Source organism: Streptomyces sp. NPDC002886, assembly GCF_042888445.1.
Taxonomy (GTDB): domain Bacteria; phylum Actinomycetota; class Actinomycetes; order Streptomycetales; family Streptomycetaceae; genus Streptomyces.
Map to the genome: position 1 here is coordinate 191,586 of NZ_JBIAPV010000005.1, position 13,695 is coordinate 205,280.

12 protein-coding genes are annotated in these 13,695 nt (G+C 70.4%); 2 read left to right on the top strand and 10 right to left on the bottom strand.

The window, feature by feature from the left end; genetic code table 11:
• Window positions 1-148: 148 nt before the first annotated feature.
• Both hisS and ACFYYB_RS24375 read right to left on the bottom strand, forming a co-directional pair.
• Complete coding sequence (gene hisS, locus ACFYYB_RS24370; protein ID WP_389437382.1) at window positions 149-1,408, bottom strand: histidine--tRNA ligase; 1,260 nt, start codon at window positions 1,406-1,408, stop codon at window positions 149-151.
• 10 nt (window positions 1,409-1,418) lie between these two features.
• On the bottom strand, window positions 1,419-2,129 hold the full coding sequence (locus tag ACFYYB_RS24375; RefSeq protein ID WP_389437383.1) for an MBL fold metallo-hydrolase: 711 nt from the start codon (window positions 2,127-2,129) through the stop codon (window positions 1,419-1,421).
• 154 nt (window positions 2,130-2,283) lie between these two features.
• On the opposite strand from ACFYYB_RS24375, the gene ACFYYB_RS24380 reads away from it, so the two are divergent.
• Both ACFYYB_RS24380 and ACFYYB_RS24385 read left to right on the top strand, forming a co-directional pair.
• Window positions 2,284-3,078 carry a peptidylprolyl isomerase gene (locus ACFYYB_RS24380; RefSeq protein WP_389437384.1) on the top strand — a complete coding sequence of 265 codons (795 nt, stop codon included), beginning with the start codon at window positions 2,284-2,286 and terminating at the stop codon, window positions 3,076-3,078.
• A 206-nt stretch (window positions 3,079-3,284) separates the two neighbouring features.
• Complete coding sequence (locus ACFYYB_RS24385) at window positions 3,285-4,514, top strand: DUF349 domain-containing protein (protein ID WP_389437385.1); 1,230 nt, start codon at window positions 3,285-3,287, stop codon at window positions 4,512-4,514.
• 72 nt (window positions 4,515-4,586) lie between these two features.
• Here ACFYYB_RS24385 and ACFYYB_RS24390 read toward each other — a convergent pair whose 3' ends face one another.
• The 8 genes from ACFYYB_RS24390 to ruvC all read right to left on the bottom strand — a co-directional run bounded on the left by ACFYYB_RS24390 (window position 4,587) and on the right by ruvC (window position 13,667).
• Window positions 4,587-7,022 (bottom strand): bifunctional (p)ppGpp synthetase/guanosine-3',5'-bis(diphosphate) 3'-pyrophosphohydrolase, encoded by a 2,436-nt coding sequence (locus tag ACFYYB_RS24390; protein ID WP_327307683.1) that lies wholly within the window; start codon window positions 7,020-7,022, stop codon window positions 4,587-4,589.
• 167 nt (window positions 7,023-7,189) lie between these two features.
• Complete coding sequence (locus tag ACFYYB_RS24395; protein ID WP_389437386.1) at window positions 7,190-7,744, bottom strand: adenine phosphoribosyltransferase; 555 nt, start codon at window positions 7,742-7,744, stop codon at window positions 7,190-7,192.
• Entirely contained in the window at window positions 7,741-8,793 is a 1,053-nt protein-coding gene (gene secF / locus ACFYYB_RS24400; RefSeq protein ID WP_389437387.1) for a protein translocase subunit SecF, read from the bottom strand. The genes ACFYYB_RS24395 and secF overlap by 4 nt, the downstream gene beginning before the upstream one ends.
• A 3-nt stretch (window positions 8,794-8,796) precedes the next feature.
• Window positions 8,797-10,581, bottom strand: coding sequence for a protein translocase subunit SecD (secD, locus tag ACFYYB_RS24405; RefSeq protein WP_389437388.1), 1,785 nt, complete (start codon window positions 10,579-10,581; stop codon window positions 8,797-8,799).
• 153 nt (window positions 10,582-10,734) lie between these two features.
• Window positions 10,735-11,202, bottom strand: coding sequence for a preprotein translocase subunit YajC (yajC, locus tag ACFYYB_RS24410; protein WP_389437389.1), 468 nt, complete (start codon window positions 11,200-11,202; stop codon window positions 10,735-10,737).
• Between the two features lie 165 nt (window positions 11,203-11,367).
• Window positions 11,368-12,429, bottom strand: coding sequence for a Holliday junction branch migration DNA helicase RuvB (gene ruvB, locus ACFYYB_RS24415; protein WP_389437390.1), 1,062 nt, complete (start codon window positions 12,427-12,429; stop codon window positions 11,368-11,370).
• Window positions 12,430-12,501: 72 nt separating this feature from the next.
• Window positions 12,502-13,134, bottom strand: a complete 633-nt coding sequence (ruvA, locus tag ACFYYB_RS24420; protein ID WP_389437391.1) for a Holliday junction branch migration protein RuvA — start codon at window positions 13,132-13,134, stop codon at window positions 12,502-12,504.
• On the bottom strand, window positions 13,131-13,667 hold the full coding sequence (gene ruvC / locus ACFYYB_RS24425) for a crossover junction endodeoxyribonuclease RuvC (protein WP_327307677.1): 537 nt from the start codon (window positions 13,665-13,667) through the stop codon (window positions 13,131-13,133). Before ruvC ends, ruvA begins: the two co-directional genes overlap by 4 nt.
• Window positions 13,668-13,695 lie beyond the last annotated feature (28 nt).

Here is a 13,695-nt window from a genome sequence, read left to right on the forward strand (position 1 = left end):
GGCCGCTGCGCTCGAACGCCGCGCGGAATCCGGGGCGGAGCCCCGGCCGGGGGTCCCCCGGACGAAGCCTGGGGGATGGCGAAAGGGCGGGGCGGGGAGAGTTCCGCGCAGCGGATCCTCCCGGCCCCGCCCCACCAGGCGGCGAGCCTCAGGCCAGGCGCGCCTGGACCGTGGCGACCACGTCGGCGACGGCCACCGGCGTCTGCTCGCCGGACTGCATGTCCTTCAGCTGGACCACGCCCTCTTCGAGGTCGCGGTCCCCCGCGACCACCGCGAAGCGGGCACCGCTGCGGTTCGCGTCCTTCATCGCACCCTTGAGGCCCTTGCCCCCGTAGGAGATGTCCGCCGCGACACCGGCCCGCCGCAGCTCGGTCACCAGACCGAACAGCACCGGCTTGGCCGCGCCCAGGGCGATCGCGAAGACGGAGGTCGCGGACGGGATGTCCAGTTCGACGCCCTCCGCTTCGAGCGCCAGCACCGTACGGTCCACGCCCAGCGCCCAGCCCACCGACGGCAGCGCCGGCCCGCCGATCATCTCGGAGAGGCCGTCGTAGCGGCCGCCGCCGCCCACCGCGGACTGGGAGCCCAGACCGTCGTGGACGAACTCGAAGGTGGTGCGGGTGTAGTAGTCCAGGCCGCGCACGAGCTTCTCGTCGTCCTCGAAGACGACCCCGGCCGCCGTCACCAGCGCCCGCACCTCCTCGTGGTACGCCTTGCAGGCGTCGCAGAGGTAGTCGCGCAGCTTCGGCGCGTCGACGAGCTGCTTCTGCACGTCGGCCCGCTTGTCGTCGAGCACCCGCAGCGGGTTGATCTCGGCCCGGCGCACGGTCTCCGCGTCGAGGTCGAGCCCGCGCAGGAAGGACTGGAGGGCCTCCCGGTACACCGGGCGGCACTCCTTGTCGCCGAGCGAGTTCAGCAGGATGCGGAAGTCGCGCAGGCCCAGCGAGCGGTACGCCTGGTCGGCCAGGATGATCAGCTCGGCGTCCAGCGCCGGGTCCTCGGCGCCGATGGCCTCGGCGCCGACCTGGGAGAAGTGGCGGTAGCGGCCCGCCTGGGCCCGCTCGTAGCGGTAGTACGAGCCGGAGTACCAGAGCTTGACGGGCAGGCCGCCCAGCTTGTGCAGGTTGCCCTGGAGGGCGGCGCGGAGCACGGAGGCGGTGCCCTCGGGGCGCAGGGCGAGCTGGTCGCCACCCTTCGTGGTGAGGGTGTACATCTCCTTGCTGACGATGTCGGTGGACTCGCCGACGCCGCGCGAGAACAGCTCGACGTTCTCGAAGCCGGGGGTCTCGACGTACCCGTAGCCGGAGTTCTTCAGGGGCGCGGAGATCGCCTCGCGGACCGCCAGGAAGGTGGCGGAGCGGGGCGGCAGCAGGTCGTACGTGCCCTTGGGGGCCTGAAAAGTACTCACGAAACTCTCGTCACATTCCTCGTCGTGGAGACGTGAAACCGTCTCCCAGGCCGACGGCCACCTGCCGCAGGTACGGGTTGGTGGCTCGCTCACGGCCAATGGTCGTGTGCTCGTTGTGTCCGGGCAGCACCACGGTCGCGTCGTCGAGCGGCAGGCACACGCGGGCCAGCGATTCGAGCATGTCGGCGTGGCTGCCGCCCGGGAAGTCGGTGCGCCCGATGGAGCCGGCGAAGAGCAGGTCGCCCGAGAACAGCAGCGGCGGGATGTCCGCCGCCGCGGGCATCCCGAAGGTCACCGACCCCCTGGTATGGCCGGGGGCGTGCGACACGGTGAGCTCCATGCCCGCGAGGGCGAGCTTCGCTCCGTCGGTCAGCTCCTTGACGTCGGAGGGCTCCCCCACCGTGAGCTCGCCCATGAGCTGGGCTCCGAGGGAACGGCCCAGGGCCTTCTCCGGGTCGCTCATCATGAAGCGGTCCTCGGGGTGGATCCAGGCCGGTACGTCGTGTGCTCCGCACACCGGGACCACCGAGGCCACATGATCGATGTGGCCATGGGTCAGGACGACCGCGACGGGCTTGAGCCGATGCTTCTTCAGCGTCTCCTCGACACCCTGGGTGGCCTGGTGGCCCGGGTCGATGATGACGCACTCCTCACCGGCGGCGGGGGCGACCACGTAGCAATTGGTCCCCCAGGCCCCGGCGGGGAATCCGGCAATCAGCACGTTCGTCCTCAATCGTCGTCCGGCGGGAGGCTTGCAGATCGGAATGCTGCTGCTCAGAGCCTACCGGCGCCGCTCATTACACAGCGAACCCATATACGGTACGGCCTAACCCAGCCCGGACAGTGGTACCAGATACGCACAAGGAGACGACCCGGTGGTCACGAGCGATCAGCGGCGGCGCCAGCTCGCCAGGGAAAAGTACGAACGCCAGCAGCAGCGGCGTGCCGAAGCGCGGCAGAAGTCGCGCAAGCGGCTCGCCGTGATCGGTGCGGCGGTGGCCGTGGTCGTCGCGGCGCTGGTCGGCCTCGTGGCCGGCGGTGTGTTCGACAAGGACAAGAAGGACGAGGCGGCCGACCCTGCCGCGTCCCCCTCCGCCTCGGCCTCGGCCGCGCCCACTCCGAAGCAGTCCCCCTCCCCGGCGATGGCGATCGACGCCAAGGCGAAGTACACCTTCGACCTGAAGACCAGCGCGGGCGACGTCAAGTTCGAGATGGACGCGGCGAAGACCCCGCAGACGGTCAACTCGTTCAAGTCGCTCGCCGACAAGAAGTTCTTCGACAACACCAAGTGCCACCGACTGACGTCGGGCGGGATCTTCGTCCTGCAGTGCGGTGACCCGGAGGGCACCGGCAGGGGCGGCCCCGGCTACACCATCGCCGACGAGAACCTCGACGCGCTGGGCAAGCCCAACGCGACGGGCCAGGTCATCTACCCGGCGGGCACGGTGGCGATGGCCAACACCGGCCAGCCCGGCTCGGGCGGCAGCCAGTTCTTCCTGGTCTACAAGGACAGCCCTCTCACCCCCACCTACACCCCCTTCGGCAAGATCGACGCGGCCGGTCTGAAGGTGCTCGAAGAGGTGGCCAAGGCCGGTGTGGCCGACGGCAGCCAGGACGGCGCCCCCAAGACCCCCGTGACGATCGAGAAGGGCACCGTCACCCAGAACTGACCGGATCGGGCGCCCCGGGCCCGGGCTGTATCCGCGATGGCGCTTCTGACGCCCGTACGTCGAGATTGCGTCGTGCTGGATGCGGACAGCCGGCCCGGCGGTCGCCTATGTTGGCGTTGTGCAGGGCGGGCGCGGCCCGCCCCAGGAAACTGTGGACGATGCCCAGGGGGTGAACCCCTCGCAAGGCATCAGGTGGAGGAGGCGCTGTGAGCAGCGACCCGTGGGGCCGAGTCGACGAGACCGGCACCGTGTACGTGCGTACTGCCGATGGCGAGAAGGTCGTCGGCTCGTGGCAGGCCGGCACCCCGGAGGAGGCCCTGGCCTACTTCGAGCGCAAGTACGAGGGCCTGGTGGTCGAGATCGGCCTCCTCGAACGACGGGTGCGGACCACCGATCTGGCCGCCAAGGACGCCCAGACGGCCATCGATCACCTGCGCACGCAGGTGGACGAGCACCACGCCGTCGGTGACCTCGACGCCCTGCGCGTCCGGCTGGACAAGCTGGTGTCGACCGTGGACTCGCGCCGCGAGGAGCGCAAGGTCCAGAAGGCCAAGCAGACGGACGAGGCCCGTACGGCCAAGGACGCGCTGGTGGCCGAGGCCGAGGAGCTGGCGCAGAGCGACCAGTGGCGCAGCGCCGGCGAGCGGCTGCGGGCCCTGGTGGACATCTGGAAGGGTCTGCCCCGCCTCGACCGCAAGTCGGACGACGAGCTGTGGCACCGCTTCTCGCACGCCCGCTCCGCCTTCTCCAAGCGCCGCAAGGCCCACTTCGCCTCGCTCGACGCGCAGCGCGAGGACGCCCGCAAGGTCAAGGAGAAGCTGGTCGCGGAGGCCGAGTCGCTGTCGAAGTCGACCGACTGGGGTCCGACGGCCGCGCGGTACCGCGAGCTGATGGAGAACTGGAAGGCCGCGGGCCGCGCGCAGCGCGAGTCCGAGGACGACCTGTGGAACCGTTTCCGCGGCGCCCAGGACGTGTTCTTCGCGGCGCGCAGCGAGGTCTTCGCGGAGCGCGACGCCGAGCAGGTGGAGAACCTGAAGCTGAAGGAGGAGCTGGCCGATGAGGCCGAGAAGCTCGTCCCGATCACGGACCTGAAGGCGGCCCGTGCCGCGTTCCGCTCCCTGAACGAGCGCTGGGAGGCCATCGGCCACGTACCGCGGGACGCGCGTCCCAAGGTCGAGGGCCGGATGCACACCGTCGAGCGGGCCATCCAGGAGGCCGAGGAAGGCGAGTGGCGCCGTACGAACCCGGAGGCGCGGGCGCGTGCGGCCGGTCTGACGGGTCAGCTGCAGGCGGCGGTCGACAAGCTGCGCGGCCAGATCGACACGGCGCGCGCGCAGGGCAACAACTCCAAGGCCGACAAGCTGTCCCGGGAGCTGGAGGGCCGTCAGGCCCTGCTGGACCAGGCGCTGAAGGGCCTGGAGGAGTTCGGCGGCTGAGGTCGCGGACACCCCGTACGTGAAGGGGCCCCGGTACGCATCGCGTACCGGGGCCCCTTCACGTGTCCGGTGTTACGGCCTGCGGGCCGAGGTCACGCGGTAGACGTCGTAGACGCCCTCGACGCCCCGTACGGCCTTCAGGACGTGGCCCAGGTGCTTCGGGTCGCCCATCTCGAAGGTGAACCGGGAGGTGGCCACCCGGTCGCGGGAGGTCTGCACGGCCGCCGACAGGATGTTCACGTGCTGGTCCGACAGGACCCGGGTGACGTCGGACAGCAGCCGGGACCGGTCGAGCGCCTCGACCTGGATGGCGACCAGGAAGACGGAGGACTGGGTGGGCGCCCACTCGACCTCCAGCATCCGCTCGGGCTCCTGGGAGAGCGAGTCCACGTTCACGCAGTCGGCGCGGTGAACCGATACGCCGCTGCCGCGCGTGACGAAGCCGACGATCGGGTCGCCGGGCACCGGGGTGCAGCAGCGGGCCAGCTTGACCCACACGTCCTCGACGCCCTTGACCACCACGCCCGGGTCGGCGTTTCCGCGGCGCGTGCTGCGGCCGCGAGCCGGCGGGATGGTGTCCTCGATGTCCTCGTTGGCCGCGTCCTCGCCGCCGAGGGCCTGGACCAGCTTCTGCACGACGTTCTGCGCGGTGACGTGGCCTTCGCCGATCGCCGCGTAGAGCGAGGAGATGTCGGGGTAGCGCATCTCGTGCGCGAGGGTGACGAGGGAGTCCCCGGTCAGGATCCGCTGGATCGGCAGGTTCTGCTTGCGCATGGCCCGCGCGATGGCGTCCTTGCCGTGCTCGATGGCCTCGTCGCGGCGCTCCTTGGAGAACCACGCGCGGATCTTGTTGCGGGCCCGGGGGGACTTGACGAAGCCCAGCCAGTCGCGGGACGGGCCGGCGCCCTCGGCCTTGGAGGTGAAGACCTCGACCAGGTCTCCGTTGTCGAGGGTCGATTCGAGCGGTACGAGCCGCCCGTTGACCCGCGCTCCTATGGTCCGGTGGCCGACCTCGGTGTGGACGGCGTACGCGAAGTCCACGGGGGTGGCACCGGCCGGCAGGGCGATGACATCGCCCTTGGGCGTGAAGACGAAGACCTCGTTGCGCGAGAGGTCGAAGCGCAGGGAGTCGAGGAACTCGCTCGGGTCCTCGGTCTCCTTCTGCCAGTCCAGCAGCTGGCGCAGCCAGGCCATGTCGTTGACGGTGTCGTGGCCCGCGCTGCCCTTGGCCGCCTGCGGCACGTCGGTGCGCACCTTCGAGGTGCCGGCGACGGTCTGCTGCTTGTACTTCCAGTGCGCGGCGATGCCGTACTCGGCGCGGCGGTGCATGTCGAAGGTGCGGATCTGGAGCTCGACGGGCTTGCCGCTGGGTCCGATGACCGTCGTGTGGAGCGACTGGTACATGTTGAACTTCGGCATCGCGATGTAGTCCTTGAACCGGCCGGGGACCGGGTTCCATCGCGCGTGCACGGTGCCGAGGGCGGCGTAGCAGTCCCGGACGGTGTCGACGAGGACCCGGATGCCGACCAGGTCGTAGATCTCGGCGAAGTCGCGGCCGCGCACGATCATCTTCTGGTAGACGCTGTAGTAGTGCTTGGGGCGCCCGGTGACGGTGGCCTTGATGCGGGCGGCCCGCAGGTCGGCCATCACCTCGTCGGTGACGACGGTGAGGTACTCGTCGCGCTTGGGTGCCCTTTCGGCCACCAGCCGCACGATCTCGTCGTACATCTTGGGGTAGAGGATCGCGAAGGCGAGGTCCTCCAGCTCCCACTTGATGGTGTTCATGCCCAGCCGGTGCGCCAGCGGGGCGTAGATCTCAAGGGTCTCGCGGGCCTTCTTCTCCTGCTTCTCCCGCTTGAGGTAGCGCATGGTGCGCATGTTGTGCAGCCGGTCGGCGAGCTTGATCACCAGGACCCGGGGGTCCTTGGCCATGGCCACGACCATCTTGCGGACGGTCTCAGCCTGGGCGGCTTCGCCGAACTTGACCCGGTCGAGCTTGGTGACCCCGTCGACGAGCAGGGTCACCGCGTCGCCGAAGTCGCGCCGCAGGTCCTCCAGCCCGTACTCGGTGTCCTCCACGGTGTCGTGGAGGAGCCCCGCCATCAGGGTGGCGGGGTCCATGCCCAGCTCGGCGAGGATCGTGGTCACCGCGAGCGGGTGGGTGATGTACGGGTCGCCGCTCTTGCGCTTCTGACCGCGGTGCCAGCGCTCGGCGACCTGGTACGCCTGCTCGATCTGGCGCAGCGTGGCCGTCTCGATCTTGGGGTCGTTGCTGCGGACTATGCGGAGCAGCGGTTCCAGGACCGGGTTGTACGGGTTGGAGCGCTGCCCACCGAGGCGGGCCAGCCGGGCGCGCACCCGATTGGAGGACCCGGCCGACTTCGCGGACGCGGGCTTGACCGGCAGTGCCGGTGGAGCCGGCGGGGGCGTGGCGGCGGCGGCCGCGGCCGGCTGCTCGGCCTCCGGGTCGGGCTGCGCGGCGGAGATTGGCTGGACCTCGTCTGGCAAGAGCGCTCCTCAGCGGTTCCGGTGCCCGTGTCCGGTCCGGATAACCCATCGTAGCGAGGGTTCCGCCACCCCGTTCCCCGAGTCCGCCCCGGACCTGTGGCCCGCACACGCCGAAGCGGGCGCGCTCCGGGATCTCCCGGTGCGCGCCCGCTTCGTAGACGCTGTGCTCAGACCACGATCAGCGCGTCCAGCGGCGCATCGCCCAGCACGGGCAGCAGCCGCTCACGTCCCGGCAGGAACGAGAGCTCCATCAGGACCGCGACCCCGGCGACCTCCGCCCCGGCCCGCCGGATCAGCTCCAGCGAGGCCGCGGCGGTACCACCGGTGGCCAGCACGTCGTCGATGACCATGACCCGGTCGTCGGCGCACAGCGCCTCCGCGTGGATCTCGATCTCCGCCGACCCGTACTCCAGGTCGTAGGACTGCAGGAGCGTCGCCCCGGGCAGCTTGCCGGCCTTGCGGACCGGCACGAAGCCGATGCCCGCCTGCACGGCCACCGGAGCCGCCAGGATGAATCCCCGCGCCTCCAGCCCAACGATCTTCGTCGCCCCGTACTGCCCGGCCAGGGCCGCCAGCGCGTCCGTGAGGGCGCCGAACGCCTTCGGGTCGGCCAGCAGCGGGGTGATGTCCTTGAACATCACGCCCGGCTTCGGGTAGTCCTCGACGTCGGTGATCCGGCTGAGCAGCAGGTCCCGTACGCCCGAGGGCAGCTCCGCGGTCACCGGCGCCGTCCCGACCGGCCCTGCGCCACTACCTCCGGCGCCTCTTCGGTCCCGGCGTCCTCGGGCGACTCGCCCCTGGCCTCGGCCGACGCCCGCTTCGCGAGCACCCGCTTCTTCAGGGCCTTCATCGCCGGCTCGCGCTCCTTCAGGTCCACGACCAGCGGGGTCGCGATGAAGATCGACGAGTAGGCACCGGCCGCGAGGCCGACGAAGAGCGACAGCGAGATGTCGTTCAGCATGCCGGCGCCCAGGAAGCCGCCACCGATGAAGAGCAGCGCCCCGACGGGGAGCAGTGCCACGACGGTGGTGTTGATCGAGCGGACCAGGGTGCCGTTGATGCTGCGGTTGGCGACCTCGCTGTACGTCCAGCGGGTCTGCTTGGTGATGTCCTTCGAGCCCTCCTTGAGACCGTCGAAGACGACGACGGTGTCGTAGAGGGAGTAACCCAGGATGGTCAGCAGACCGATGACCGTACCCGGGGTGACCTCAAAGCCGACCAGCGCGTACACGCCGACGGTGATCGTGAGGTCGTGGATCAGCGCGATCAGCGCCGCGACCGCCATCCGCCACTCGAAGGCGATGGCCAGGTAGATCACCACGAGGACCATGAAGACGCCGAGGCCGGTCCAGGCCTTGTTGGCGATCTGCTCGCCCCAGCTGGGGCCGACCAGGTCCGCGTTGATCTGAGCCGCGTCCATCTTGAAGTTGGCGGCGAGCTTCGCCTTCACGTCGGCCGCGGCGTTGGTGTCCAGATCCGAGATCTGGATGCGCAGGGCGCCGGTGCCGAGCTTCTGGACGACCGCGTCGTGGCCGGAGGCCTTCTCGGCTTCCTCGCGGGCGTGGAGCTCCGAGATGGAGGTCTTCGGAGTGGTGAAGACGGCACCACCCTTGAACTCGATGCCCATGTTGAGGCCCTGAACGGCCAGGGCCACGATCGCCGTGATGGTGATCAGGATGGAAACGCCGTACCAGACGAAGCGCTTGCCGACGAAGTCGTAGCCGACCTCACCCCGGTACAGCTTGGCGCCGAGATCTCCGAGCTTCGACATCTCTCACGCCTCCTTTGCGTCGACGGGAACGGAGACGGTCGCGGCGGCCGCGCCGGAGCCGGTACGACGCGAGCGTCGCAGCGGCGGCTTCGCGCCCAGTCGCTTCGGGTCCAGCCCGGACCACGGGTGACCGCTGGCGAAGAAGTCCGTACGGGCCAGCAGCGTCATGACGGGCTTGGTGAAGAGGAACACCACGACCACGTCGAGCAGGGTCGTCAGACCCAGGGTGAAGGCGAAGCCCTGCACCTTGCCGACGGTGACGATGAACAGGACCGCGGCCGCCAGGAACGACACGAAGTCGGAGACCAGGATGGTGCGACGGGCACGGGGCCAGGCGCGCTCGACGGCCGGACGCAGGGTGCGGCCCTCGCGGATCTCGTCCCGGATGCGTTCGAAGTACACGATGAAGGAGTCGGCGGTGATGCCGATCGCGACGATCGCACCACACACGGCCGGCAGGTTCAGTGCGAAGCCGATGCCCTTGCCGAGCAGCGCCATGATCGTGTACGTGAGGATGCCGGAGACGATGAGGCTGATGATGGCGACGAACGCCAGGCCCCGGTAGTACGCCAGCAGGTAGATCACGACGAGGGCGAGGCCGATGGCGCCGGCGATGAGGCCGGCCTTCAGCTGCTCGCCGCCGAGCGCGGCGGAGACGGTGGTGACGCTGTCCTCCTGGAAGGACAGCGGCAGGGCGCCGTACGAGAGCATGTTGCCCAGCTCCATCGCCGACTTCTGGTCGAAGCTGCCGGAGATCTCCGCGTTGCCGCCGGTCAGCGCCTCGCGGACGCTGGGGTCGGAGATGACCTGGCCGTCGAGGACGATGGCGAACTGGTTCTGCGGCTCCTGCTTGGCAGCGAGCTCACCGGTGATCTTGGCGAACTTGTCGGCGCCCTTGTCGGTGAACTGCATCGTGACGATCCAGATGCCGCGCTGCTGGTCGATCTGACCCTTGGCGTCCTTCACGTCCTTGCCGTCGACCTGGGCCGGGCCGAGCACCCACTTGTACCAGACGTCGCCGCGCTTGCCGCAGGCGAGCGTCGGGTCCTCGGGCTTGACGTCCTTGCTGACGGCGGCGCGCTGCGCCTCGTCGGTGCAGTTCAGCGCGGCGAACTTCGCCTGCAGGGCCGCCGCGGCGGCCTGGTCGGCGGACGTCGCGGACGGCGACGCGGAGGGAGTCGCCTTGTCGTCTGCCTTCTTCGACTCGCTCGCCGAGGGCGAGGGAGAGGGGGCGTTCGGGGCCTTGAGGGCCTCGCTGACCGCACGGCCCTGGGAAGTGGCGCTGGACGACGGGGTGGCCTTGGCGGACGGGCTGCCGGAGCCGCTCGGAGCGGCGCTCGGGGAGCCGCTCTGGCTGGCCTCCGGAGGTGCCGGGGCACCCTCGGTGACGGCGAGCACGGGGCGGAAGTAGAGCTGGGCGGTGGTGCCGACCTGCTCGCGCGCCTGCTGCTCGTTCGACCCCTTGGGGATGTTCACGATGATGTGGTCTTGGCCCTGCTTCTGGACCTCGGCCTCCGAGACGCCGAGACCGTTGACGCGGCGTTCGATGATGCCGATCGCCGTGTTCATGTTGGTCTCGTTGATCGCGTCCGGCTTACCGGGCTCGCTCTTGGCCTTGAGCGTGATGCTCGTACCGCCTGCGAGGTCGATGCCGAGTCGCGGCGTCGTCTGCTTCGTGAGGAACATCCCCGCGGTGAGCGCCACCATCGCGATCAGGATGATGGCCAGGGAACGCCCCGGCCTCCCCTGAGCCCCCGTGGGCCGCCGGCCCTTCTTCGGTGCTGCCACCTTGTCGTATCTCCCTGTCCAACCGTCCGGCGCCGGGTCAGCGCGTGGACGGCCACGAAATGTGTGTGGGGACCCCTGCCCCCCGCAGAAGGGTCACTGGCGGGGACCGACGGGGCTGCCGGTCAGGCGCCCCGCTCGGTCCCCGGCCCAGCGCTACTTCGCGCCGGCGTCGCCGTCGCTCTTGCCGTCCTTGGGCTCGTCGCCCTTGGGCTCGTCCGCCGCGGGCTCGTCGGCCTTGGGCTCGTCCTTCTTGCCCAGGTCGAGCTTGGGGGCCTCGTCCCCGGTCAGGGAGGACGCGTCGTCCGGGACGACCGGCGTGTCGATCGTCAGATCATCGGTGATGCCGTGGACGATGCGGTTGTACTCCGCGTCCTCCAGCACGGCGCCGATGGAGTTCTTCGCGTAGATCGCGTGGACGCCGGGGGCCACCTCGAGCGTGACGGTGTCTTCGCCGATCTCCTTCACCGTGGCGTACATGCCGCCGATGGTGCGGACGCCGGTGCCGGCGGTCAGCTGGTCGCGCATCTGCACGGCCTGCTGCTGCTTCTTCTTCTGGCTGCGGGTCAGCAGGAACATCGCCCCGATGATCAGCACGAACGGAAGGAGGGACATGATATTCACGGGACGCAGGTCCTTCGCATCGACCGCACGAGCGCACGGCCTTTGTACGGGGGGTGGGTACGCCGACCGTAAGGGTCGGCATCGGCGGAGTCTAGGCGAGTCCGCACCGATGGAACAACGCCCAGCATGTCACCGCAGTTCCTGAGGGGGCGAACCTCCGCGCCGTCAGGTCCCGAAGAGGCCCTGTTGTCCGCTTGATCCGTTCCCGGACTGCTGTGGCGGGACAAGTCCCAGGTGAGCCCATGCGGCCGGGGTCGCGACCCGCCCCCGCGGGGTCCTGGCCAGGAGGCCTTCCCGTACGAGGAAGGGCTCGGCCACCTCCTCCACGGTCTCCCGCTCCTCGCCGACGGCGACGGCGAGCGTCGACAGGCCGACGGGTCCCCCGCCGAAGAGCTTCAGGAGCGCCTCCAGAACGGCCCGGTCCAGCCGGTCGAGCCCGCGCTCGTCGACCTCGTAGACCTTCAGGGCGGTGCCGGCGACCTCGCGGTTGATCACGCCGTCGGCCCTGACCTGGGCGTAGTCCCGGACGCGGCGCAGCAGTCGGTTGGCGATACGGGGGGTTCCGCGCGAGCGGCCGGCGATCTCGGCGGCGCCGGCGGTGTCGATCTCCACGTCGAGGAGCCGCGCGGAGCGGTGGATGACGCGCTCCAGCTCCTCGGGGGCGTAGAACTCCATGTGGCCGGTGAAGCCGAAGCGGTCGCGCAGCGGGGGCGGGAGCAGACCCGCCCGGGTCGTGGCCCCGACGAGGGTGAACGGGGGCAGCTCCAGCGGGATGGCGGTGGCCCCCGGGCCCTTGCCGACGATCACGTCGACGCGGAAGTCCTCCATGGCCATGTAGAGCATTTCCTCGGCGGGCCGGGACATCCGGTGGATCTCGTCGAGGAAGAGCACCTCGCCCTCCTGGAGGGAGGAGAGGATGGCCGCGAGGTCGCCGGCGTGCTGGATGGCGGGGCCGGAGGTGATCCGGATGGGCGCGCCCATCTCGGCCGCGATGATCATGGACAGGGTGGTCTTCCCCAGGCCCGGGGCACCCGACAGCAGCACGTGATCGGCGGTGGCACCGCGCTGACGGGCCGCCTTCAGGACGAGGTCCAGCTGCTGGCGGACCTTCTCCTGCCCGACGAACTCGCCGAGGTCCTTGGGCCGCAGGGCCGCCTCGACGGCGGTGTCCTCGCCGTCCGCCGCGGCCGCGACGATCCGGTCGTCGCTCTCGTCATCCCAGTTCACGGTGTAAGTCTGCCTTCTCGGGGTGGTGCGGTGGTCTCTGTGCGGGGCCGTATCCCGGGGCTCCGCACCCGTTTACCGGGCCCGGTTCAGGGACTGGAGGGCCGCCCTCAGGAGCTGCGGAACCGGGGCCGCGCCGCCGGCGGCGATCGCGGCCTCCGCCTGGGGGGTGACCGCCGAGACCGCGTCCTCCGCGTCGCGGGGCGCGTAGCCCAGGCCGATCAGGGCGGCGGAGAGCTGCTCCGACCAGGGCGCCGGGCCGGAGGCCGCCGCGCGCTGCGCGCCGACCAGGCCGCTCGATCCCAGCGGCGCGCCGAGCTTGTCCTTGAGGTCGAGCAGGAGCTTCTGCGCGCCCTTCTTCCCGATGCCGGAGACGGCCATCAGCGCCTTCTCGTCCCCCACCGAGACGGCTACGCGGAGCGCGTCCGGGCTGTGCACCGCCAGCATCGCCTGCGCGAGCTTCGGTCCGACCCCGCTGGCCGTCTGCAGGAGCTCGAAGACCTGGCGCTCGTCGTCGTCGGCGAAGCCGTACAGCGTCAGCGAGTCCTCCCGTACGACCAGGGACGTCGCCAGCCGGGCCGGCTCACCGGTCCGCAGGCCCGCGAGGGTGTTCGGCGTGCAGTGCACGGCCATGCCCACTCCCCCGACCTCGATGACGGCCAGGTTGGGGGCGAGCGCGGCGACCGGGCCGCTGACGAAGGCGATCATGTGGTGCGGCCTTTCAGGGCGCTGGCATGCCGGTTGACGGCCTGCTGGAGGCGGTTCTGCGCGGGGGCGCGCCAGATGTGGCAGATGGCGAGGGCGAGGGCGTCCGCGGCGTCGGCGGGCTTGGGCGGGGCGGACAGCCGCAGCAGCCGGGTGACCATGGCTCCGACCTGCGCCTTGTCGGCGCGACCGCTGCCGGTGACGGCGGCCTTGACCTCGCTCGGGGTGTGCAGCGCGACCGGGATCCCGCGGCGCGCGGCGCACAGCATGGCAACGGCACTGGCCTGGGCGGTGCCCATCACCGTGCTGACGTTGTGCTGGCTGAACACCCGCTCCACGGCCAGGACTTCGGGACGGTACTCGTCGAGCCATTCCTCGATGCCCTGCTCGATGCCGACGAGCCGGTTGCCCAACTCGGCGTCCGCGGGCGTCCGTACGACGCCCACGCCCAGCATCGTCAGGGGGCGGCCCGCCACCCCCTCGACCACGCCGACACCGCACCGGGTCAGCCCCGGGTCAACGCCCAGTACGCGCACCGCAGCCCCCCTTCTTCGATCTCCCGTA